Origin of the sequence: Rhizobium sp. Root491, from assembly GCF_001427205.1 — a bacterium.
GTDB lineage: Bacteria > Pseudomonadota > Alphaproteobacteria > Rhizobiales > Rhizobiaceae > Agrobacterium > Agrobacterium tumefaciens.
The window spans coordinates 462,046-484,233 of record NZ_LMFF01000012.1 but is presented as its reverse complement, the minus strand read 5'-3'; the positions used below and the strand labels follow the sequence as shown (position 1 = coordinate 484,233).

The following is a 22,188-nucleotide window of genomic DNA, read 5'->3' as shown; positions in this document are numbered from 1 at the left end:
TCCCGTCAGAGAAGCTTGTCGAGGATGAACGGCCGCTCCGCCGTTGCCGGCTTCGTCTCGGTTCCGTCGGCATTGCGCTTGTTGCGCATTTCGACCGGCGTGCTCGGCGGATCGATATCGCCTTTTCGCCCGCAGGCACTGAGAGCAAGACTGACGGCGAGCGTCATGCCGATGGGAACGATGAGATTGCGCGCGGTTTTTGAAAGCATGAGCCTGTCCAAAGGAAATATGTGCTTCTCTGATAACGAAAAACAGGGCGCTTGTGCACCCTGTTTCTTGTGATCGCAGCGTAACGCAGATTTATGAGGGCGGCGGAGAAAAATGAAATCGTTTCCGCCGCTCATTTTAATTTGTCTGCGCATCGGATTTTCCGAAAACCGCTTCACACTTTTCGGTCCGATGCGTTAGTTGCGTCCACGCCACCAGGCGATCTGCTTCTTGACCTCGGAAGGAGCCGTGCCGCCGAAGCTGGTGCGGCTGGCAACCGATGCCTCGACTGAAAGGACGTCGAAAACGCCGCTTGTAATGGCCGGATGGATCGCCTGCAGGTCTTCCAGCGAAAGATCGGCCAGATCGCAGCCTTTCTTTTCCGCCAGTGCCACCGCATTTCCGGTCACATGGTGGGCGTCGCGGAAGGGCAGGCCTGCCTCGCGCACCAGCCAGTCAGCAAGATCGGTGGCGGTGGAATAGCCCGAACCGGCGGCCGCACGCATGCGGTCCTTGCGCACCTCAAGGTCGCGGATCATGCCGGTCATGGCGGCGATGGCCAGTTCCAGGCTTTCGGCGGCATCGAAAACCTGTTCCTTGTCTTCCTGCATGTCCTTGGAATAGGCGAGTGGCAGGCCCTTCATCACAGTCAGAAGCGCCACCAGCGAGCCGTTGATGCGGCCGGTCTTGGCGCGCACCAGTTCGGCGGCGTCGGGGTTCTTCTTCTGCGGCATGATCGACGAGCCGGTGGAAAAGGCATCGGACAGGCGGATAAAGCCGAATTGCGGCGTCGACCAGATGACGATTTCTTCGGCGAGGCGCGACAGATGCGTGGCGCAGATTGAGGCGATCGACAGGAACTCCAGCGCGAAATCGCGGTCGGAAACGGTGTCGATGGAGTTGCGGGTCGGCTCGCGGAAGCCGAGGGCCTTTGCCGTCATGTGGCGGTCGATAGGATAACCGGTGCCGGCCAGCGCTGCTGCACCGATCGGGCTTTCATCCAGATGTTCGATCGCGTGACGCACGCGGGCGCGGTCACGGCCGAACATTTCCACATAGGCCATGCAATGATGGCCGAAGGTGACGGGTTGGGCCGTCTGCAGATGGGTGAAGCCGGGCATGACCGTATCGGCATTTTCCTCGGCGCGGTCGAGGAAGGCGGAGATGAGCGCGGTCAGCATGCCTTCCGTCTTCTGCAGCTCTTCCTTGACCCAGAGGCGGAAATCGAGCGCCACCTGGTCGTTGCGCGAGCGGGCGGTGTGCAGCCGCCCTGCCGCCGTGCCGATGAGGGTGGCAAGCCGCGCCTCGATGTTCATGTGAATGTCTTCGAGCTTGCGCGAGAATTCGAAACTGCCGGCCTCGATTTCTGACAGGATCGTGTTCAGGCCGTGAACGATCTTGTCTTTATCTTCCTGCGAAATAATGCCTTTTTCCGCCAGCATGGTGGCATGCGCTATAGAGCCGCGGATGTCCTGGGCATAAAGCTTCTTGTCGAAGCCGATGGAGGCATTTATCTCTTCCATGATGGCTGATGGCCCGGAAGCGAAACGTCCGCCCCACATCTGGTTGGAGGATTTCTGATCTGTGCCGTCAGCCATGTTCTGCGTGCCCTGGAGTATTCGATGACAGAAAAAAGGCCGTTCAGGCTTCCTTCCGCCAGATTGGTTGCAATTGCTGCCGTTGCCGGTGTCGTGTTCGGCGCGGGTGCGGTCTGGTTCAGGCATATTGGGTCTGAGAGCCCGGTTCAAGGGGCAGCGGTTGCCGAGGCCGGTTTATGTGAAGGTGCGGCAAACCGCATCGCCTCGCTGAAACCCCTCCTGAAGGGCCAGGTGGCGGCCATGTCGGCCACGGATACGCCGCGCGTCATCCCGCTGTCCTTCAAGGGTCCGCAAGGGTCGGACATGTCGCTTGCCGATCTCAAGGGCAAGGCGGTTCTCCTCAATCTGTGGGCCACTTGGTGCGTGCCATGCCGGGAGGAAATGCCTGCGCTGAACGCACTCGAGAAGGAAAAGGGCAGCGATGGCTTTGAGGTTGTTGCGGTCAATATCGACACCGGCGCGGACGAGAAACCGAAAGCCTTCATTGACGAATACAAGATCGACGCGCTGAAACTTTACCGCGACAGCTCCATGGGCGTCTTCAATGTTCTGAAAAAGGAAGGGCTGGCTTTTGGCCTTCCCGCAACGCTTCTTCTGGACGAAAAAGGCTGCCTGATCGCCGCCATGAACGGTCCGGCAGCCTGGGACAGCGGAGATGCCAAGGCGTTGGTATCGGCAGTGAAGGCTAAATAATTGTCCAGTGCGGGAGGGATTTTCCTCCCGTCATCTCGAATGATATCCGAGGAATATCTCTTGCGCCTTAGCGCGTCGGAACCGGTGTCTCTCCACGGTAATCGTAAAAACCGCGACCAGATTTGCGGCCGAGCCAGCCGGCCTCTACATATTTCACCAGCAGCGGGCAGGGGCGGTATTTGCTGTCGGCCAGCCCGTCATGCAGTACCTGCATGATCGACAAACAGGTGTCGAGACCGATGAAGTCGGCAAGCTGCAACGGTCCCATCGGATGGTTGGCGCCGAGCCGCATGGCGGTGTCGATTGCTTCCACCGAACCGACGCCCTCATAGAGCGTGTAGATCGCCTCGTTGATCATCGGCAGCAGGATGCGGTTGACGATGAAGGCCGGGAAATCCTCGGCGACGGTGATCGCCTTTTCCAGCGTCCGCACATAGTCCTTCGCCGCATCGAAGGTCTTTTCGTTGGTGGCGATACCGCGCACCAGCTCTACCAGCTTCATCACAGGCACCGGGTTCATGAAGTGGATGCCCATGAACTGTTCGGGACGATCGGTCGCGGACGCAAGGCGAGTGATGGAGAGCGAAGAAGTGTTAGTGGCCAAAAGCGCTTCGGGCTTCAGTACCGGGCAGATCTGCGCATAGATCTTGCGTTTGATTTCCTCGTTTTCGGTAGCAGCCTCAATGACCAGATCCATGGGCGCCAGATCGTTGACGTCAGTCGAACCGCTGATGAGCGCCAGCGCATCTTTGCGGGCGTCGTCGGAGAGCTTGCCGTTGGTGACCTGACGGGCAAGATTGCCGTTGATCGTGGCAAGGCCGGCTTCGATGCCGTCCTTGGAAAGATCGTAAATGTGCACCTTGTAACCGGCCAAGGCGGAAACATGCGCGATGCCGCAACCCATTTGACCGGCTCCGATGATACCGATGTTTTTAAAGGGGGCGGTCATATGCTGGTCTCCTCATGGGATTTCATCTGCGTCATTTGCGGCGATGTTACGCATATCGCCGAAAAAGAGAAGGCGGCGCGTTCAAAAAACGCGCCGCCTTTGGCTAAAGGCTTAAAATCACAGAGCCTTCTGGAGTTCTGGCAGAGCCTCGAACAGGTCTGCGACGAGGCCGTAATCGGCAACCTGGAAGATCGGCGCTTCCTCGTCCTTGTTGATGGCAACGATGACCTTCGAGTCCTTCATACCGGCCAGATGCTGGATGGCGCCCGAAATGCCGGCAGCGATGTAAAGCTGCGGTGCCACGACCTTGCCGGTCTGACCGACCTGCCAGTCGTTCGGTGCATAACCCGCATCGACGGCTGCGCGCGATGCGCCGACGGCTGCACCGAGCTTGTCGGCAACCGGCAGGATCACTTCGCGGAACTTTTCCGAGGAGCCGAGTGCGCGACCGCCCGAGATGATGATCTTCGCAGAGGTCAGTTCCGGACGATCGGAAGAGGCGAGCGCGTCGGATACAAAGACAGAAACGCCGGGGTTCTCGGCAGCACCGATGGTTTCCACCGGTGCCGAACCACCTTCAGCGGCTGCCGCAAACGCGGTGGGGCGCACGGTGATGACCTTCTTGGCGTCGCTTGCCTGCACCGTCTGGATGGCGTTGCCGGCATAGATTGGACGTTTGAAAGTATCCGGGCTGACGACCTCAATGATTTCCGAGACCTGGGCCACATCGAGAAGGGCTGCGACGCGCGGGGCGACATTCTTGGCCGAAGCGGTCGCCGGTGCGATGATGACGTCATAGGAAGGGCTGAGCGAAACGATCAGCGCCGCCAGCGGCTCGGCAAGCGCGTTGGCATAGGATGCGTCGTCGGCAAGCAGTACCTTGGCAACGCCGGACAGTTTCGCCGCCGCGTCGGCGGCACCCTTCGCACCGGAGCCGGCAACGAGCACGTGGACGTCGCCGCCAATCTGCGTTGCCGCCGTCAGCGTCTTCGCCGTCAGGTCGGAAAGGGTTGCGTTGTCGTGTTCTGCCAGAAGAAGAATGGCCATGTTGTAATCTCCCTTTTCCGAAACCTTAGAGGACGCCGTCGGCTTTGAGCTTTTCAACCAGCTCAGCCACCGAGCCGACCCTGATGCCGGCCTTGCGGCCAGCCGGCTCTTCTGTCTTCAGAACCTTCAGACGCGGCGTGACATCGACGCCGAAATCGGCCGGGGTCTTCTTGTCGAGCGGCTTCTTCTTTGCCTTCATGATGTTCGGCAGCGAGGCGTAACGCGGCTCGTTCAGACGAAGATCGGTGGTCACGACAGCGGGAAGTTTCAGTTCGACCGTCTGCAGGCCGCCATCGACTTCACGCGTCACAGCGACCTTGCCATCAGACGGTACGACCTTGGAGGCGAAGGTGCCCTGGCCCCAGCCGAGAAGGGCGGCCAGCATCTGACCGGTCTGGTTACTGTCGTCGTCGATCGCCTGCTTGCCGACGATGACGAGGCCGGGCTGCTCGGCTTCCGCCACGCCCTTCAAAAGCTTGGCGACGGCCAGCGGTTCGACCGTCTCTTCGGTCTCGATCAGGATGGCGCGGTCGGCACCCATGGCGAGCGCCGTGCGCAGCGTCTCTTCCGCCTTGGCAGGGCCGATCGACACGACCACGACTTCTTCGGCCTTGCCGGCTTCTTTCAGCCGCAGAGCCTCTTCCACCGAGATTTCGTCGAACGGGTTCATCGACATCTTCACATTCGCGAGTTCAACGCCCGAACCATCCGACTTCACGCGGATCTTGACGTTGTAATCAACAACTCGTTTGACAGGGACAAGGATCTTCATCGGCGGTTTTCCTCAAACTCCTGTCCGCGAGGCGACAAGACCGCGCGGACCTCCAAAAACAGGTTGGCGACATGGATAAGCATTTTTCCCGCAAATACAACGGAGCAATGTTCATTATCACATGCACGCAAGGCATACCTTACGTTGACGTTAACGTAAATAATTTATCTCTCCGTCAACGGCTCATCTGCTCCCGTCATAGCCCCGTTCGATTTGCGACAACCCCGCCGTTTGCGACGGATTCTTGAACTGCGCCGCCCTTGGCGGAACAATCGTGCGGTCGAACAGGGGAACGTCCGGCCGGCGCATGAAAATTACCATCACAGCCCCGGCCAATATGCCGCCCACATGTGCCCCCCAGGAAACATTTTCCTCAAGGCCAAGTGCCAGCATCAGAAATTGCTGTCCGATCCATAGCGCCAGCGGAATGAAGGCAGGCAAGGGCAACGGAATGCGCATGAACACCAGAACCCAGACGCGCACCTTGGGATGCAGGAGAAAATAGGCCGCGACGACGCCGGAAACAGCGCCTGATGCACCGATAAGCGGCCCTTCCGACATGGGTGCGACGAAGCCGTGCAACAGCGCGCCGGCTATGGCGCAGGCGATGTAAAAGATAAGGAAACGGAAATGGCCGAGTGCGTCCTCGACGTTGTCGCCGAAGACCCACAGAAACAGCATGTTGCCTGCCATGTGCCAGAAATCCAGATGCAGGAACGCATAGGTGACGACGGTCAGGTCATCCGGCACCACCTGTAAGGCCGGCTCCAGGTAGGCGTAATCGAACACCACAGCCGGGATGAAACCGAGGCCGAGCGCTGCGGCATTGGCCTGGACGTCACTGGCAAGCACGCCGGTAAATAGCCATACCAGCACGTTGACCACGATCAGGCCGATCGTGACATATTGCAGCCGGATATGTTTGAGGGAATTCGCATCGTGCAGCGGTATGAACATCGAATGCCCTTCGTTTGTGCGAGAGATAGGCTTTAGCGGTTCTTGCCGGGAACCCACAATATGTCAGCCTTGCCCATGTCATTGGCAAAACGGGCGGCAACGAACAGGAAGTCGGACAGGCGGTTGACATATTTCAGCGCTTCCGGGCTGACGATCTCGTTTTCAGCAACCGAGAGCTCCACCATGAGCCGTTCCGCCCGTCGGCAGATCGTGCGCGCCAGATGCAGATTGGCCGCCGCCGCATTGCCGCCCGGCAGCACGAAGGAGGTCAGGGGGTCAATTGCGGAGTTGAGGTCGTCGATTTCGTTTTCCAGCCGCGTGACCTGGCTCTCGACAATGCGCAGCGGTTCGTAGGCCGGCGGCTCGCCGGTTTCCGGGGTCGCGAGATCCGCGCCAAGGTCGAACATATCGTTCTGGATGCGGAACAGCATGGCATCCAGCTTTTCCATGCTGGCAATATCAGTATTGACGGTATGCAGCCGCGCCACGCCGATCGCCGAATTCGTTTCGTCCACCGTGCCATAGGCCTCGACGCGAAGATCGTGCTTCAGGCGGCGGGGACCGGACACCAGCGCCGTCGTGCCCTTGTCGCCGGTGCGGGTGTAGATCTTGTTCAGCTTCACCATGTCAGCGTCCGCCGCCGGTGAGCCAAAGGGTCAGCATGATGAGCACGATGGCGATGGCCTGCAACAGGAGGCGAAGCTGCATCAACTTGTTGGAACGGTTGGCGTCTTGGCCCTTCAGCATGTTGAAAAGGCCTCGTATCAGCACGATGACAACGAGGCCCATGACGATAAGGGCCAGAACAGTGGTGAAGCCGGACATTTAGGGGGTACTCCTCCTCAATCGAATCTGCGCAGCAGACGATAGAACAGTCCGGCAGGCAAGAGCCGTTTCAGCAACAGCCCCTGTTTGGCGGGAACGGTGACGGGATAATGCGGTTTTGGCTTTGCGGCGGTCAGGGCGTGTTTCAGCACGGCGTAAACGGCATCGGGGCCAAGCTTGTGGCGGTTGACCGGGCCGGACCCATCCATCCTCGCCAGCTGACGCTTGTATTCCACAGCATGGGCCGAGTTTTCCAGATCGATCTTGTCTCTGACGTGGGCAAGCGCTGTCGTGGTGAATTTCGACGTGATCGGCCCTGGTTCGATCATGCTCACATGGATGCCGCTGTCCTGAAGTTCCATGCGCAGCGTGACGCCAAGGCCCTCGATCGCGAATTTCGATGCCGTATAGGCACCACGATAACGATAGGGAACGAGGCCGAGAATGGAGGAGCAATGCACGATGCGCCCTGAACCGCGCTGGCGCATGAAGGGAATGACCCGCCGCGTCAGATCGTGCCAGCCGAAGACGTTGGTTTCGAATTGCTGCCGCAGTGCTTCCACCGGCAGATCCTCCAGAGCACCCGGCTGGCCATAGGCGCCATTGTTGAACAGCGCATCGATGCGGCCTCCGGTTCTGGCCGCAACCGTATCCACGAGAGCCGCGATGGTTTCGGGCTTGGTATAGTCCATGATCAGGGTTTCTATGCCCTGATTTTCGAGCGCGGCCATATCGACGATGCGACGCACGGTGGCAAACACCCTCCAGCCGTCGCGGTGAAGCGCGCCGGCACAATGGGCTCCGATGCCCGAGGAACATCCGGTAATTATGATGACGGGTTTTTCAGGCATCTATGCCGCTCCGGAAAGCCGAATGTTGCGCTGGCCCGATGGTCCGGCCTGTGAAAATTGTATTGCGCAAAATCTGTATGCCTGCGGGAACCGAAAGGCGGGCTTGTGCGCTGTACAAAGTAGAGCTGACTTCCCATATTCGGGGCGAAGTTACAAATGAAATGCCGATGAATGGAGGCGACATGGTTGCCGCAGTGCGCCTGGCAGGCAAGGTTGCCTTCGATGCCTATTCTCATTTTGCCGAGGATGACGGCTGGGCGATGGCGAGCCACATGGCGCTTTCCATCCTGCTGGCGCTGTTCCCGTTCCTGATTTTCGGCACGGCTTTGGCCGGTTTTCTGGGGGCTGACCAGTTTTCCGAGACGGCGGTGCATCTGATTTTTGACACCTGGCCGGAAGCGATCGCAGGTCCGCTTGCCGCGCAGGTGCAGCAGGTCCTGACCATTCCGCGCGGCGGACTGCTGACAATTTCGGTGCTGGCGGCCGCATATTTTGCCTCCAACGGCGTCGAGGCGCTCAGAATCTCGCTCAACCGCGCCTATCGCGTCACGGAAACGCGCTGGTGGTACATCACCCGTCTTCTCAGTCTGCTTTATGTATTGATCGCAGTGGTAGTCTTTACCGGCATCAGCATCGTGCTTGTTGCGGTGCCGGTCGCAACGTCCTTTGCCGAGCAGCGGTTTCCCTGGCTGACGGATGCGCTGAACACTGTTTCCAGCCTCGGACTTTACGGCACCATCGTCGTTCTGACGGTCGGGCTGGTGGCGGCGCATCTGTGGCTTCCGGCCGGCAAACGCCGCATCTGGGATGTCTGGCCTGGCATTCTGCTGACAATGATCTTCTGGGTCATCGGCGCGGCGATCTTTGCCTATTACCTCTCCACCTTCGCCAATTATGCCGCCACCTACGCCGGTCTGGCCTCGGTGATGGTGGTTCTGGTGTTTCTTTACATGGTGGGTGTCATCTTCATGCTGGGTGCGGAAGTGAATGCCGCTCTGATGAAATACAAGGTCCGGCAGATCATCCGCCGCAATATCGCCGGCAACAGTGCGCGCCGCGAGCAGGTGCTAGAGGAGCCCGACAAGCCGGCGGATATCTGACGGCGTTTTTCCTTCCGCCCGAAGCGCTGAAAGGCCGGTGCTGCCTTCGCTTTTCGAGAGCTTGCGCCCATCAGCACCCAAAATCAGCCGGTGGTGGTGATAAGCGGGTGGCGATAGGTCAAGCAATTGTTGCAGCAGCCGGTGAATGGCGGTTGCGTTAAACAGATCCATGCCGCGCACCACATGGGTGATGCCTTGCAGCGCGTCATCCACCACAACGGAAAGATGATAGCTGGAGGGGGCGTCGGAGCGCGACAGCACCACATCGCCCCACAGCGCCGGCAAAGCTTCGATTTCCCCGGTCTGCCCGTCGCCGCTCTCGCGCCAGAACAGCTTGCTGTGCAAGGTGCGGACCGCCTTTTCCATGTCGAGCCGCCAGGCGTGTTGCCTGCCTGATGCCAGAAGTTCGGCCCGTTCCGCCTGCGGCCTTTGCCGATCTATTGCGGGGTAAAGCGGCGCGCCGTCGGGATCGCGCGGCCAGAGCCTTCCCTCTGCCTCAAAGGCCCTGACAATGGCTTTCGTCTCACCCCGGCTTAAGAAGGCGGGATAGGCGAGGTCGGCCTCGACCAGCCTGTCGAGTGCTGTGCGATACTCATCGAAGTGCTCCGATTGCCGCCGCACCGGCTTTTCCCATTCCAGTCCCAGCCAGCCAAGATCATCATAGATCGCCTGCTCCAGCTCCGGAGTGCAGCGCGTCTGGTCGATATCTTCGATGCGCAGCAGAAAATGGCCACTGTTTTCCCGCACCATGTCGTGGTTCAGAAAAGCGGAAAGCGCATGGCCCAGATGCAGGGCGCCATTGGGGCTGGGCGCAAAACGATAAACCGGTTTTTGACGGACGGGCGAAGGCATGGTTTCTTCTGCCATGTTTTGAAGCGCCTCGCCACCCGGTGCCGGGCCAACGTGAATATGGGCTGTGCAGACATGAAAATCATCAGGGGCCTCGACGATATCAGCGAAGGTATGGCGCATCTTGCCCGCCTCGATCCGGCTCTTAGCCTTATTATCGAAAAAGCCGGTCCGCTGGAGTTGCGTATTCACGAGCCCGGCTTTGCGGGCCTTGCCCATATCGTCGTGTCGCAGATGGTGTCGCGCGCCAGCGCGAACGCCATATGGGTGCGTATCCTTGCCGGCACGGGCGGGGCGGTGACGGCGGAAAACTATCTGGCGGTGCCGGAAGAATTGCACGCCACTTTCGGCCTTTCCCGGGCCAAGGCAACAACGCTGGAAGGGTTGGCGCACGCGGTTGCGGATGGCCGCATCGATCTTGATGCCGTCAGTCGCAAGGAAGCAGATTTGGCCCTTTCGGAGCTGGTGGCGCTTCGCGGCATTGGTCCGTGGACGGCGGAAGTCTATCTGATGTTCTGCGGCGGCCACCCCGATATTTTTCCGGTTGGTGATGTGGCGCTGCGGGCTGCGGTGGGCCACGCGCTTTCGCTCGAGGCACGGCCGGATGCGAAATGGCTGGCGGCGCGGGCGGAACTCTGGACGCCCTGGCGCTCCGTCGCCGCCCGGCTGTTCTGGGGCTACTATGCAAATATCATGCGGCGCGCGATGGTGCCGCTGCCCTGATATGGCCGCGCGGCGCTAGAAGTCTGCGATCCGGTAGGGCAAGGCTCCGCGTGAGAGATGATCGACATGTAGTTTGCGTTTTAGCGGCGGTACGGCGCGCTGCACGCAATCGACCCTTTCGCAGACCCGGCAGGAAACGCCGATGGGCTTGAAGGAGGCGGTATTGGCGAGATCGAGTGTATCGGCATAGACGAAATTCTGCGCATGGGAAATTTCGCAGCCAAGCGCGATGGCATAACGTGGCCTGTCCGTGTTGAAACCGGCGCCGGCTTTTTCGATCTGTGTGGCGATGGAAAGATAGCGCACGCCGTCAGGTGTTTCCGCCAGCTGGCGTACTATCCTGTCGGAGTTTTCGAAGGCCTGATGAATGTTCCAGAGCGGACAGGCCGCGCCGAAACGGGCAAATTGCAGCCTTGTGGCGCTGTGGCGTTTGGTGATGTTGCCAGCCCGGTCGATCTTGGCGAAAAAGATCGGCACGCCTTTCTGACCAGGGCGTTGCAAAGTGCTGAGCCTGTGGGCCACCTGTTCAAGGCTCGCGCCGAAGCGCACGGCCAGAAGTTCCAGATCGTGGCGCAATTCCTGCGCGGCCCGGTGAAATTGCCCATATGGCAGGATCAGCGCGGCGGCGAAATAGTTGTGAAGGCCGATGCGACAGATTTCCGCGGCTTCGGCGCTACGGAAACCGGCGCCGGCCAGCACTCTGTCCACGGTTGCTCCCGCATGAAGCTGGGCGATCTGAAGCGCAAGCTGAAAACAGCGGGTCGGTGCTGCCATGTAGGAACTGAGCGCCAGCGTTTTGCCGGCCGGATCGAAATGCCGGATCAATCCGCCCGCCGCCTCCGTTCTGGTGATATGGACACCGAAGCGGCTGCGTAGATGGGCCGCGAGAATGCCGTAGGTCTCGCCGCCCTCTATCTCCAGTTCGTATGCAAGTTCTTCCGCCAGAAGATCGATCTCGGCAACGTAATTGTCGACGAAGTGAAAGAAATCGCGGACCTCTTCGTAAGGTGTTCTTTCCACCTGCGCGGTTCCCCGCCCCAGCCTGTCATCCAGCTGCACCAGCTGCTCGCTGTTTTGCCGGTAGGCCTGGTGGGCGCGCAAAAGCGCATGGGCAAAACCCGGTGCGTTCTGCGCAATCAGCTTCAGCTCCTGCAGCCCGGGCTCGTAATTCAGGAACAGCGGGTCTTTCAGGGCCTCGCGCACAGCGGAAACCAGCCGGTCGTTTTCGCCGGTTGCCAGCTCCGTCACGTCGAGCTGGAATTTTTCCACCAGCGTCACCAGAACGCTGGCGGAAACGGGTCGCTGATTGTTTTCGATCTGGTTCAGATAACTGGCCGAAATGCCGAGCCGTTCGGCAAACTGTGCCTGCGTGGAGCGGGCGTTTTCGCGAAGGCCGCGGACCTTGCGGCCGATGAAGAGCTTTTCCATAGCCATGTTGCAACTTTGCAAAAGTAAATATTGCAAATATTTATGCCACGCATACGCGCACGATCAAGGCTTCTAGGCGAATGTTTTCTAAGCTATTGATTTTGAGGAAACGCATGGAGGAAACATGCCCAACATTCTGGAGCAATTGCAGACGCGCCGCGACGAAGCGCGGCTCGGCGGCGGCGTCAAGCGCATTGAGGCGCAGCATGCCAAGGGCAAGCTGACGGCGCGCGAGCGCATCGATGTGTTGCTGGATGAAGGTTCCTTCGAAGAGTACGACATGTACGTTACCCACCGTGCGGTGGATTTCGGCATGGCCGAACAGAAGGTGGCGGGCGATGGCGTCGTTACCGGCTGGGGCACCATCAACGGCCGGCAGGTCTATGTTTTCAGCCAGGATTTTACCGTGCTCGGCGGTTCGCTGTCGGAAACCCATGCCCAGAAAATCTGCAAGATCATGGATATGGCCGTGCGCAACGGCGCGCCCGTGATTGGCCTCAACGACAGTGGCGGCGCGCGGATTCAGGAAGGTGTTGCTTCGCTCGGCGGTTATGCCGACGTTTTCAAGCGCAACGTCATCGCCTCCGGTGTTGTGCCTCAAATCTCTGTCATCATGGGGCCGTGTGCCGGTGGTGCCGTTTATTCGCCTGCCATGACCGACTTCATCTTCATGGTGCGCGATACCTCCTACATGTTCGTAACCGGGCCGGATGTGGTGAAGACCGTGACCAACGAGATCGTCACGGCGGAAGAGCTGGGCGGCGCCTCCACACACACCAAAAAATCCTCCGTTGCCGATGGCGCCTATGAAAACGACATCGAGACACTTGAGCATGTGCGCCTGCTTTTCGATTTCCTGCCGCTGAATAATCGGGAAAAACCGCCAGTCCGGCCTTTTCATGACGATCCCGCACGGCTGGAAGCGCGCCTCGATACGCTGATCCCCGACAGTTCCAACAAGCCATACGATATGAAGGAACTGATCCATGCGCTCGCCGACGAGGGCGATTTCTTCGAGTTGCAGGAGGCGTTTGCCAGAAACATCATCACCGGTTTCATGCGTCTGGAAGGCCAGACAGTAGGCGTCGTCGCAAACCAGCCGATGGTGCTGGCCGGGTGTCTGGATATTGACAGCTCACGCAAGGCCGCCCGCTTCGTGCGCTTCTGCGATGCCTTCAACATTCCCCTGCTGACACTGGTGGATGTGCCCGGTTTCCTGCCGGGAACGGCGCAGGAATATGGCGGCGTCATCAAGCACGGTGCGAAACTGCTGTTTGCCTATTCCGAGGCGACGGTTCCGATGGTGACGCTGATTACCCGCAAGGCCTATGGTGGCGCGTATGACGTGATGGCCTCGAAACATATCGGCGCTGATGTGAACTATGCCTGGCCGACTGCGGAAATCGCTGTCATGGGCGCAAAAGGGGCCGCGGAAATCCTCTATCGCTCGGAGCTTTCCGATCCGGACAAGATCGCCGCGCGCACAAGGGAATATGAGGAGCGTTTCGCCAATCCCTTCGTGGCGGCAGAGCGTGGTTTCATCGATGAGGTTATCATGCCGCATTCCTCGCGCCGCCGCATCGCCCGTGCCTTTGCTTCGCTGCGGGGCAAGAACGTCGAAACCCGCTGGAAAAAGCACGATACCATTCCGCTCTGACCTGCTCTGGGGCTGGAAAAATACTTTGGCCACCTTACTATAATGATGTTCAGGCGCCCGACCTTCGGTGCCCTCCCGAAACGCACAAGGACTGATTTTTATGGCCGAGAACTCCTCCGCAGATAATTTTCCCGCCGGATATGAAGTGCCCAAGGTCTGGACCTGGGACAAGGGTAATGGCGGCCAGTTCGCCAATATCAATCGCCCGATCGCCGGTCCCACCCATGACAAGGAATTGCCGGTCGGCAAACATCCGTTGCAGCTTTATTCGCTGGCAACGCCGAATGGCCAGAAGGTCTCGATCATGCTGGAAGAATTGCTGGCCGCTGGCCACAAGGGCGCCGAATATGATGCCTGGCTGATCAAGATCGGCGAAGGCGACCAGTTCGGCTCCGGTTTTGTCGGCGTCAATCCGAACTCCAAGATCCCGGCGCTGATGGATCATTCGACGCCCGAGCCGACCCGGGTTTTCGAGAGCGGCTCGATCCTCGTCTATCTCGCGGAAAAATTCGGCGCTTTCCTGCCGAAAGAGGGCAATGCCCGCACGCAGGCGCTGAACTGGCTGTTCTGGCAGATGGGTTCCGCCCCCTTCCTCGGCGGCGGTTTCGGCCATTTCTACGCCTACGCCCCGATCAAGATCAAATATGCTATCGACCGTTACGCCATGGAGGTTAAACGCCAGCTTGACGTGCTTGACCGTCATCTGGCCGACAACCGTTATCTGGCGGGCTCGGAATATACGATTGCCGACATGGCCGTCTGGCCCTGGTATGGCAAGATAGCGCTCGGCCAAGCTTATGGCGATGCCGGTGCTTTCCTTGAAGCGGCCGGTTATAAGAACCTTATGCGCTGGACGCTTGAAATTGGCGAACGCCCTGCGGTCAAGCGCGGCGTGATCGTCAACAAAACCTCGGGCGATCCGTCCGAACAATTGCATGAACGCCACGATGCCTCCGACTTCGAGCAGAAGACGCAGGACAAAATCGGCAAGGCATAACGAAAAGACTAGAGCGCTTCTGGTTTTAATAGGACCATGAAAGCGCTCTAATTATTTGAATTTACGCATATCCGGACGTAAAAGCGGACCTGCTTTTAATGGAAATGCTTCTGGAAGGACAAAAGATGGCGAACCTGCCCGAAATGACCAAACACAAGGGATTTCCCTCCGGCATGCCGAGCACGGGCATCCAGTTCACCATCCGCCGCGCCAATCCAAAAGGGGTAACGCCCATCAAGATGATACCCCGAAGGGCGCGGGACGATTCCAAGGAACACCGCATCGATGCGGCCTTCCTGCACTCGCTCTGGCACCATTTTGGTCCCGAGCCGTTCGAGCGTGGTAATCTCGACGCTGCCCGCCTCAGCCTGCTGTTCGGCCGCGAGGTCTTGCCGGCGGAAAAGAATTTCGATCCGCTTTCCTACCAGGCGATGCTTGTCATCGACGAGCGCGTCGCCCGGCAGAATTTCCCGGAATCCTTCGAGAACTTTTTCGAGATTTGAGTGTGCTGTCATCCGCCAATAGGGAATGAAATTCAATGTCGACGGCCACCAGCAAATTCCTGAGCTATGTTCTGCGACATGCGCCCGAAAGCATCGGGCTTACCATGGATGCTCAGGGTTGGGCGGATGTCGGAGATCTATTGGCAAAAGCAAATGCGAGTGGCACGCTGCTCGACGAGGCCGGTCTGCGTGCGGTCGTTACCGAAAGCGACAAGAAGCGTTTCACCCTTTCGGAAGATGGGCACCGCATCCGGGCCGCGCAGGGGCATTCAGTAAAGGTCGATCTTGGTAGCGCTCCCTTAGAACCGCCGCCGCAGCTTTTCCATGGTACTGCGACACGTTTCCTAGATGCTATCCTGCAGGAAGGATTGCGACCGGGCAGCCGGCAGCAGGTTCACCTTTCGGCAGACAGCGTGACGGCACATGCGGTCGGCCAGCGGCACGGAAAACCCGCCATCCTAATGGTTGATGCCAGTCGGATGTTTGCCGCTGGCCACAGCTTTTTTCAAGCCGACAATGGTGTCTGGCTGACCGATGCTGTTCCCGCTGCTTATCTGACGCTGATTGAGAATCATACTTTTGAAGGCGATGGCAAATGATCAAGAAAATCCTCATCGCCAATCGCGGCGAGATCGCCTGCCGGGTCATCAAGACGGCGAAGAAGATGGGCATTGCGACGGTTGCCGTCTATTCGGATGCTGATGCCAATGCTTTGCATGTGAAGATGGCGGATGAGGCCGTTCATATCGGTCCGGCGCCCTCGTCGCAGTCCTATATCGTCATCGATAAAATCCTTGCTGCGATCGAGAAGACCGGGGCTGATGCGGTGCATCCCGGCTATGGCTTCCTGTCGGAGAACGCTGCCTTTGCCGAGGCGCTGGAGAAGGCGGGTGTGATCTTCATTGGCCCGCCGGTCCGCGCTATCCAGGCCATGGGCGACAAGATCACCTCCAAGAAGCTCGCGGCGGAAGCCGGTGTTTCCACCGTGCCCGGCCATATGGGGCTGATTGGGGATGCAGATGAGGCGGTGAGGATCGCCTCCGAGATCGGTTATCCCGTGATGATCAAGGCCTCGGCCGGCGGCGGCGGAAAGGGCATGCGCATCGCCTTTAACGATGCGGAGGCGCGCGAGGGTTTCCAGTCGTCAAAAAACGAGGCGAAATCTTCCTTTGGGGACGACCGCATCTTCATCGAGAAATTCGTCACCCAGCCGCGCCATATCGAAATTCAGGTGCTGGGCGATCAACACGGCAATATCCTTTACCTTGGCGAGCGAGAGTGCTCTATCCAGCGCCGCAACCAGAAGGTCATCGAGGAAGCGCCATCGCCCTTTCTTGATGAGGCAACGCGCAAGGCCATGGGCGAGCAGGCCGTGGCTCTGTCGAGAGCAGTTGGTTACCATTCGGCCGGAACGGTCGAATTCATCGTCGATGGCGAGCGCAATTTCTACTTTCTGGAAATGAATACGCGCCTGCAGGTGGAACATCCGGTAACGGAACTCGTCACAGGCATTGATCTGGTCGAGCAGATGATCCGCGTGGCATCAGGCGAAAAGCTGTCCTTCGGGCAGACCGATATAAAGTTGAACGGCTGGGCAATCGAAAGCCGGCTTTATGCCGAAGACCCCTATCGTAATTTCTTGCCCTCCATCGGCCGGTTGACACGGTATCGCCCGCCGCAAGAGGGCGAGCAGGAAAACGGCACCGTGATCCGCAACGATACCGGCGTCTTCGAAGGCGGTAAAATCTCGATGTATTACGATCCGATGATCGCCAAGCTTTGTAGCTGGGCAAAGGATCGTGAAACCGCCATCGATGCCATGGGGCAGGCGCTGGATCGTTTCGAAGTGGAGGGCATCGGCCACAATCTGCCGTTCCTCTCGGCTGTCATGCAGCACGAGCGTTTTCGGGCCGGCCGTTTGACGACGGGTTTTATCGCCGAGGAATTTCCGGAGGGCTTTTCCGGGGTCGAGCCCGATGAGGCCTCCGCGCGCAAGCTCGCAGCCATCGCCACCGTTATCCACCATCGGCTTCAAAACCGTGCGGTCGAAATTTCCGGTACCATTGGCAATCATCGTCGCATTGTCGGTCAGGACTGGGTGGTTTCGCTTGGTCGATCCCGTCGAAGCGTCAGCGTGGAGACCGGTGCTGAAGGCATGGCAATCCGTTTTGAGGATGGTGCTGCGCTGACAGTCGCTACCGGCTGGCTTCCCGGCCGCAGCCTTGGCCTGTTCACGGTGGCGGGCGAGGTGATCGCCGCCAAGGTCGATCTTGCCGGTGCGGCGGTTCGCCTGCGCTGGCGCGGCATGGATGTTCTCGCCCATGTGCGCAGCCCGCGCGTGGCGGAACTGGCGCTGCTGATGCCGGAAAAGCTGCCGCCCGATACGTCGAAACTGTTGCTCTGCCCGATGCCGGGCGTCATCACCGGGATCTCGGTTGGCGAGGGGGACGAGGTCGAAGCCGGTCAGGCGCTGGCGACGGTGGAGGCAATGAAGATGGAGAACATCCTGCGTGCGGAAAAACGCGGCCGGGTTGCCAAAGTGTCGGCAAAGCCGGGCGATAGCCTCGCCGTGGATGAGGTCATCCTCGAATTTGAATAGGGCTTGATACCGTTTTTGAGGAACGGATGAGGGGCGGAGCGGGTTATGGGGTAGGCTGGATTTCGGTCACGATCACCAGTCACAGTACTGAAAATGAAATGCAGAAGGGGAGATATGCATGTCGGGTGAAAAAACGGTGCGGGATTGGCTGCAGCTTGCCGAAAAGGAGCTGAAGCGTTCACCGGATGCACTCGTCTGGCATACGCCCGAAGGCATTGACGTCAAACCGCTTTACACGGCCGATGACCTGAAAAAGGCTTCACATCTCGATGGCCTGCCGGGCTTTGCACCCTTCACGCGCGGCCCGCGCGCCACCATGTATGCCGGGCGGCCATGGACGATCCGCCAATATGCCGGGTTTTCGACTGCCGAAGCTTCCAACGCCTTTTACCGCAAGGCGCTCGCCGCCGGCCAACAGGGTGTTTCGGTCGCCTTCGATCTTGCCACTCATCGCGGATATGACAGCGACCACTCGCGCGTTGAAGGCGATGTCGGTAAGGCGGGCGTAGCGATCGACAGCGTCGAGGACATGAAAATCCTGTTCGATGGTATACCGCTCGAAAAGGTCTCCGTCTCCATGACCATGAACGGGGCCGTCATTCCGGTGCTCGCCAATTTCATCGTTGCGGGGGAAGAGCAGGGTGTCTCGCGTGCCGCACTTTCCGGCACCATCCAGAACGACATTCTCAAGGAGTTCATGGTCCGCAACACCTATATCTACCCGCCCGAGCCTTCGATGCGTATCATTGCTGATATCATTGAATATACGGCGAAGGAGATGCCGAAATTCAACTCTATTTCGATATCCGGCTATCACATGCAGGAGGCAGGTGCCACGCTGGTGCAGGAGCTTGCCTTCACGCTGGCGGATGGGCGGGAATATGTGCGGGCCGCCCTTGCCAAGGGACTGAATGTCGATGATTTCGCCGGCCGCCTGTCGTTCTTTTTTGCCATCGGCATGAATTTCTTCATGGAGGCCGCAAAGCTGCGCGCCGCCCGCTTCCTCTGGTCGCGCATCATGGAAGAGTTCAAGCCGCAAAAGGCGTCGTCGCTCATGCTGCGCACCCATTGCCAGACATCCGGTGTGTCTCTTCAGGAACAGGACCCTTACAATAACATTGTCCGCACCGCTTTCGAGGCCATGTCCGCCGTGCTGGGCGGCACACAATCGCTGCACACCAATTCCTTTGATGAAGCCATTGCCCTGCCGACAGAATTTTCCGCCCGCATCGCCCGCAACACCCAGCTTATTCTCCAGCATGAAACCGGCGTCACCAAGGTCGTCGATCCGCTGGCCGGTTCCTACTATGTCGAAAGCCTGACGGATGAACTGGCGCAAAAAGCCTGGGCGCTGATTGAGGAAGTGGAGGCGCTTGGTGGCATGACCAAAGCGGTGGCCGAAGGCCTGCCCAAAAGATTGATCGAGGAGGCGGCCACGCGTCGGCAGGCGGCCGTGGACAAGGGCGAGGAAGTCATCGTCGGCGTCAACCGCTACCGTCTGGAAACCGAGGAGGATATCGACGTTCTCGATATCGACAACGCCGCCGTACGCGCTGCGCAAATCCGCCGCCTTGAGGACACCAAACGTCGCCGCGACGGCGGGGACGTCTCGAAGGCGCTGGCGGCATTGTCTGAAATTGCCCGTAGCGGCAAGGGTAATATTCTCGAGGCGGCAGTCGTCGCCGCCCGCGCCCGCGCCACCGTCGGCGAGATTTCCGATGCGCTGCGTGCCGTCTTCGGCGATTACGTTGCCGTGCCGGAAGTGGTGGAGGATATTTACGGCGAGGCCTACAAGGACGAGCCGGAGCTTGCCACGCTCGCTACGCGGCTTTCCGGCGTGGCAGAACGGCTCGGCGTCAAACCGCGCATCATGGTCGCAAAGCTCGGGCAGGACGGGCATGATCGCGGCGCGAAGGTTATCGCGTCGGCCTTTGGTGATATCGGTTTCGATGTGCTGGCCGGGCCGCTGTTCCAGACGCCTGCCGAGGCAGCCGATCTTGCGGTTCAGAACAAGGTGCATGTGGTCGGCATGTCGTCGCTTGCCGCAGGCCACAAGACGCTCGCACCGCAGCTTGTGGAGGCGCTCAAGCAGAAGGGTGCCCAGGACATCATCGTCGTCGTCGGCGGCGTCATTCCGCGCCAGGATTATCAGTTCCTGCTCGACCACGGCGTTTCGGCGATTTTCGGACCCGGCACCAATGTCATGGATGCGGCGAACAAGGTTCTCGATCTGCTGGAAGGCATCCGGCGCAACGCGTGAGAGGAATACGGCCATGTTCGGAAGATTGAACCACGTCGCCCTTGCCGTGCCCGATCTTAATGCCGCGGTTTCGCGATACAGGGCGCTTGGCGCTCAAGTTTCCGAGCCGCAATCCCTGCCCGAACACGGCGTGACAGTGGTTTTCGTTCAGGCTGACAATACCAAGATCGAACTTCTTCATCCGCTTGGAGAGAACTCCCCGATTACCGCCTTCCTCGAAAGAAATCCGGGTGGCGGCACGCATCATCTGTGCTTTGAGGTGCCGGATATTCTGGCCGTGCGAGACGATCTCGTCCAAAAAGGCATCCGCATTTTAGGTGATGGCGAGCCGAAGATCGGCGCGCATGGCAATCCCGTTCTCTTCCTGCATCCAAAGGATATGGGTGGCGTGCTTTACGAGCTTGAGCAGGTCACTCCGACACACGTCTGAAACACAGACCCCGTACCGACATCCCGAAACACGTTGGCGAAGTGATTCACCGGCGGCAGTTGCCGTTCGCTTGTGCTGAAAACATGGGTTTCGTTTCTTTTCTTTTGACATTCGTTTTGTTTTCGTTTTTATGACGATAATCTTTCAACGTAGGGGAAAATGGTCCCCGGCGCTGTCTTGCGAGGCCCTATGTCCGGCGAAAACATATTCGATCTTTTTGTCATCGGCGGTGGCGTGAATGGTTGCGGCATTGCCCGCGATGCCGTGGGTAGGGGCTATTCCGTGGCGCTTGCGGAAAAGGGCGATTTTGCCTCCGGTACGTCTTCGGCAGCCACCAAGCTCATCCATGGCGGCCTGCGTTATCTCGAACATTATGAGTTTCGTCTGGTGCGAGAAGCCTTGATGGAGCGTGAAATTCTGTGGGCCATGGCCCCGCACGTCATCTGGCCCATGCGCTTCGTCCTGCCGCTCCAGAAAGGCGGCGTGCGTCCGGCATGGATGGTCCGGCTTGGCCTCTTTCTTTATGACAACCTCGGCGGCCGCAAGCTTTTGCCGCCGACGCGCACGGTCGATCTTCGGCAAGACCCGGCAGGCAAACCTCTGAAGCCGGTCTTTGCCAAGGCTTTCGAATATTCCGACGGCTGGGTGGACGATGCCCGTTTCGTGGTTCTGAATGCGCGTGACGCGGCGGATCGCGGTGCGACGATCATGAACCGCACGCGGGTCGTTTCCGCACGGCGCGAAGGCGGCTTGTGGCTTATCGTGACGCTGGACGAAAAGACCGGTCGTTCAGCCACGCACAGAGCGCGCATGCTGGTGAATGCCGCTGGCCCATGGGTGGATAACGTGCTGTCCGGCGTGTTCGGCCGCAACGATGTGCACAATGTTCGTCTCGTGCAGGGCAGCCACATCATCGTGCGCAGGAAGTTTTCCGATCCGCGCGCCTATTTCTTCCAGAACCCGGACAACCGCATCATCTTCGCCATTCCCTATGAGCAAGATTTTACGCTGATCGGCACCACGGACCGCGACTACAAGGGCGATCCGGCCAAGGTGCGCATCTCCGAGGAAGAGATTTCCTATCTCTGTAATGCCGCCAGCGAATATTTCAGCGAGCCGGTGAAGCCGGATGATATCGTCTGGACCTATTCCGGCGTGCGCCCGCTTTTCGATGATGGCGCTTCAAAGGCGCAGGAAGCCACACGCGACTATGTGCTGAAGGTTGAAGAGGCAGAGGGCGAAGCGCCGCTGCTCAATATCTTCGGCGGCAAGCTGACCACCTACCGGCGGCTGGCGGAACATGCTCTGGAAAAGATCGGCGCAGCCATCGGAGAAAAGGGCAAGCCCTGGACGGCGGGCTCGTATCTGCCGGGCGGTGACTTCGGGGTGGAGAGATATGACGCCCAGGTGAGGGCGCTTGTCTCCCGTTACCCATTCCTTGATGGACGCCATGCCGAGCGGCTCATCAAAAACTACGGCACGAAGGCTGCGGAACTGCTCGGTGTCGCCACCGATGTTTCCGGCCTCGGCCGGCATTTCGGCGGCACACTTTATGAATGCGAAGTGCGCTGGCTGGTGGAACACGAATGGGCCTTTGCAGCCGAGGATATTCTCTGGCGGCGCACTAAACAGGGCCTGCGGTTGAGCAGGGACGAGGCTGCCGCTCTGGATGAATTCGTTTCCACGCTGACTGGTGTCAAGGAAAAGGGCGAAGCCGTGACGGAGCAGGCCTGAGCATCTACG

General features: G+C 59.2%; 22 protein-coding genes. 11 read left to right on the top strand and 11 right to left on the bottom strand.

The genetic code is table 11. From position 1 onward, the window contains the following. Positions 1 to 5: 5 nt before the first annotated feature. Positions 6 to 209 (bottom strand): LPS translocon maturation chaperone LptM, encoded by a 204-nt coding sequence (lptM, locus tag ASD46_RS27370; protein WP_003511326.1) that lies wholly within the window; start codon positions 207 to 209, stop codon positions 6 to 8. A gap of 195 nt (positions 210 to 404) precedes the next feature. Next, entirely contained in the window at positions 405 to 1,805 is a 1,401-nt protein-coding gene (argH, locus tag ASD46_RS13135) for an argininosuccinate lyase (protein WP_003511325.1), read from the bottom strand. A 24-nt stretch (positions 1,806 to 1,829) separates the two neighbouring features. Here argH and tlpA point away from each other — a divergent pair, with 24 nt between their 5' ends. Further along, entirely contained in the window at positions 1,830 to 2,498 is a 669-nt protein-coding gene (tlpA, locus tag ASD46_RS13130) for a thiol:disulfide interchange protein TlpA (protein WP_060642379.1), read from the top strand. 67 nt (positions 2,499 to 2,565) lie between these two features. Here tlpA and ASD46_RS13125 read toward each other — a convergent pair whose 3' ends face one another. From ASD46_RS13125 to ASD46_RS13095, 7 genes are all read right to left on the bottom strand, one after another. Continuing rightward, entirely contained in the window at positions 2,566 to 3,447 is an 882-nt protein-coding gene (locus ASD46_RS13125; RefSeq protein ID WP_013761782.1) for a 3-hydroxybutyryl-CoA dehydrogenase, read from the bottom strand. A 117-nt stretch (positions 3,448 to 3,564) separates the two neighbouring features. Further along, positions 3,565 to 4,494 carry an electron transfer flavoprotein subunit alpha/FixB family protein gene (locus ASD46_RS13120; protein WP_003511321.1) on the bottom strand — a complete coding sequence of 310 codons (930 nt, stop codon included), beginning with the start codon at positions 4,492 to 4,494 and terminating at the stop codon, positions 3,565 to 3,567. A 25-nt stretch (positions 4,495 to 4,519) separates the two neighbouring features. Beyond that, positions 4,520 to 5,266: an electron transfer flavoprotein subunit beta/FixA family protein gene (locus ASD46_RS13115; protein WP_003511320.1), complete on the bottom strand. Its 747-nt coding sequence runs from the start codon at positions 5,264 to 5,266 to the stop codon at positions 4,520 to 4,522. 183 nt (positions 5,267 to 5,449) lie between these two features. Next, the gene (locus ASD46_RS13110; RefSeq protein WP_003511318.1) at positions 5,450 to 6,223 is read right to left on the bottom strand and encodes a rhomboid family intramembrane serine protease; all 774 of its coding nucleotides are present in this window, start codon (positions 6,221 to 6,223) and stop codon (positions 5,450 to 5,452) included. A 32-nt stretch (positions 6,224 to 6,255) separates the two neighbouring features. Further along, entirely contained in the window at positions 6,256 to 6,849 is a 594-nt protein-coding gene (locus ASD46_RS13105; protein WP_003511317.1) for a cob(I)yrinic acid a,c-diamide adenosyltransferase, read from the bottom strand. Position 6,850: 1 nt separating this feature from the next. Beyond that, positions 6,851 to 7,048, bottom strand: a complete 198-nt coding sequence (locus ASD46_RS13100) for a twin transmembrane helix small protein (protein ID WP_003497428.1) — start codon at positions 7,046 to 7,048, stop codon at positions 6,851 to 6,853. 17 nt (positions 7,049 to 7,065) lie between these two features. Then, the gene (locus ASD46_RS13095) at positions 7,066 to 7,899 is read right to left on the bottom strand and encodes an SDR family oxidoreductase (protein WP_060642378.1); all 834 of its coding nucleotides are present in this window, start codon (positions 7,897 to 7,899) and stop codon (positions 7,066 to 7,068) included. Between the two features lie 182 nt (positions 7,900 to 8,081). Between ASD46_RS13095 and ASD46_RS13090 the strand changes: the two genes are divergently transcribed. Beyond that, a complete protein-coding gene (locus ASD46_RS13090; protein ID WP_003511315.1) occupies positions 8,082 to 8,999 on the top strand; it encodes a YihY/virulence factor BrkB family protein in 918 nt (305 codons plus the stop codon). Here the strand turns inward: ASD46_RS13090 and gluQRS are convergent. After that, positions 8,967 to 9,851, bottom strand: coding sequence for a tRNA glutamyl-Q(34) synthetase GluQRS (gene gluQRS, locus ASD46_RS13085; protein ID WP_003511314.1), 885 nt, complete (start codon positions 9,849 to 9,851; stop codon positions 8,967 to 8,969). The genes ASD46_RS13090 and gluQRS overlap by 33 nt on opposite strands. A 72-nt stretch (positions 9,852 to 9,923) precedes the next feature. On the opposite strand from gluQRS, the gene ASD46_RS13080 reads away from it, so the two are divergent. Then, positions 9,924 to 10,571, top strand: coding sequence for a DNA-3-methyladenine glycosylase family protein (locus ASD46_RS13080; protein WP_035251496.1), 648 nt, complete (start codon positions 9,924 to 9,926; stop codon positions 10,569 to 10,571). Positions 10,572 to 10,586: 15 nt separating this feature from the next. On the opposite strand, the gene ASD46_RS13075 is transcribed toward ASD46_RS13080, so the two are convergent. Then, entirely contained in the window at positions 10,587 to 12,005 is a 1,419-nt protein-coding gene (locus ASD46_RS13075) for a helix-turn-helix domain-containing protein (protein ID WP_060642377.1), read from the bottom strand. Positions 12,006 to 12,123: 118 nt separating this feature from the next. Here ASD46_RS13075 and ASD46_RS13070 point away from each other — a divergent pair, with 118 nt between their 5' ends. From ASD46_RS13070 to ASD46_RS13035, 8 genes are all read left to right on the top strand, one after another. Beyond that, positions 12,124 to 13,656, top strand: a complete 1,533-nt coding sequence (locus ASD46_RS13070; RefSeq protein WP_003511311.1) for an acyl-CoA carboxylase subunit beta — start codon at positions 12,124 to 12,126, stop codon at positions 13,654 to 13,656. Positions 13,657 to 13,756: 100 nt separating this feature from the next. Further along, entirely contained in the window at positions 13,757 to 14,653 is an 897-nt protein-coding gene (gene yghU, locus ASD46_RS13065) for a glutathione-dependent disulfide-bond oxidoreductase (RefSeq protein ID WP_003511310.1), read from the top strand. A 125-nt stretch (positions 14,654 to 14,778) separates the two neighbouring features. Next, positions 14,779 to 15,156, top strand: a complete 378-nt coding sequence (locus tag ASD46_RS13060; RefSeq protein ID WP_013761770.1) for a hypothetical protein — start codon at positions 14,779 to 14,781, stop codon at positions 15,154 to 15,156. 35 nt (positions 15,157 to 15,191) lie between these two features. Continuing rightward, complete coding sequence (locus ASD46_RS13055) at positions 15,192 to 15,755, top strand: RNA 2'-phosphotransferase (protein ID WP_003511308.1); 564 nt, start codon at positions 15,192 to 15,194, stop codon at positions 15,753 to 15,755. Beyond that, positions 15,752 to 17,755, top strand: a complete 2,004-nt coding sequence (locus tag ASD46_RS13050) for an acetyl/propionyl/methylcrotonyl-CoA carboxylase subunit alpha (protein ID WP_060642376.1) — start codon at positions 15,752 to 15,754, stop codon at positions 17,753 to 17,755. Before ASD46_RS13055 ends, ASD46_RS13050 begins: the two co-directional genes overlap by 4 nt. 118 nt (positions 17,756 to 17,873) lie before the next feature. Beyond that, positions 17,874 to 20,015 (top strand): methylmalonyl-CoA mutase, encoded by a 2,142-nt coding sequence (gene scpA / locus ASD46_RS13045; protein ID WP_003511304.1) that lies wholly within the window; start codon positions 17,874 to 17,876, stop codon positions 20,013 to 20,015. Positions 20,016 to 20,028: 13 nt separating this feature from the next. Beyond that, the gene (gene mce, locus ASD46_RS13040; protein WP_003511303.1) at positions 20,029 to 20,445 is read left to right on the top strand and encodes a methylmalonyl-CoA epimerase; all 417 of its coding nucleotides are present in this window, start codon (positions 20,029 to 20,031) and stop codon (positions 20,443 to 20,445) included. Positions 20,446 to 20,634: 189 nt separating this feature from the next. Then, positions 20,635 to 22,179, top strand: coding sequence for a glycerol-3-phosphate dehydrogenase (locus ASD46_RS13035; RefSeq protein WP_003511302.1), 1,545 nt, complete (start codon positions 20,635 to 20,637; stop codon positions 22,177 to 22,179). The last annotated feature ends 9 nt before the right edge of the window (positions 22,180 to 22,188 follow it).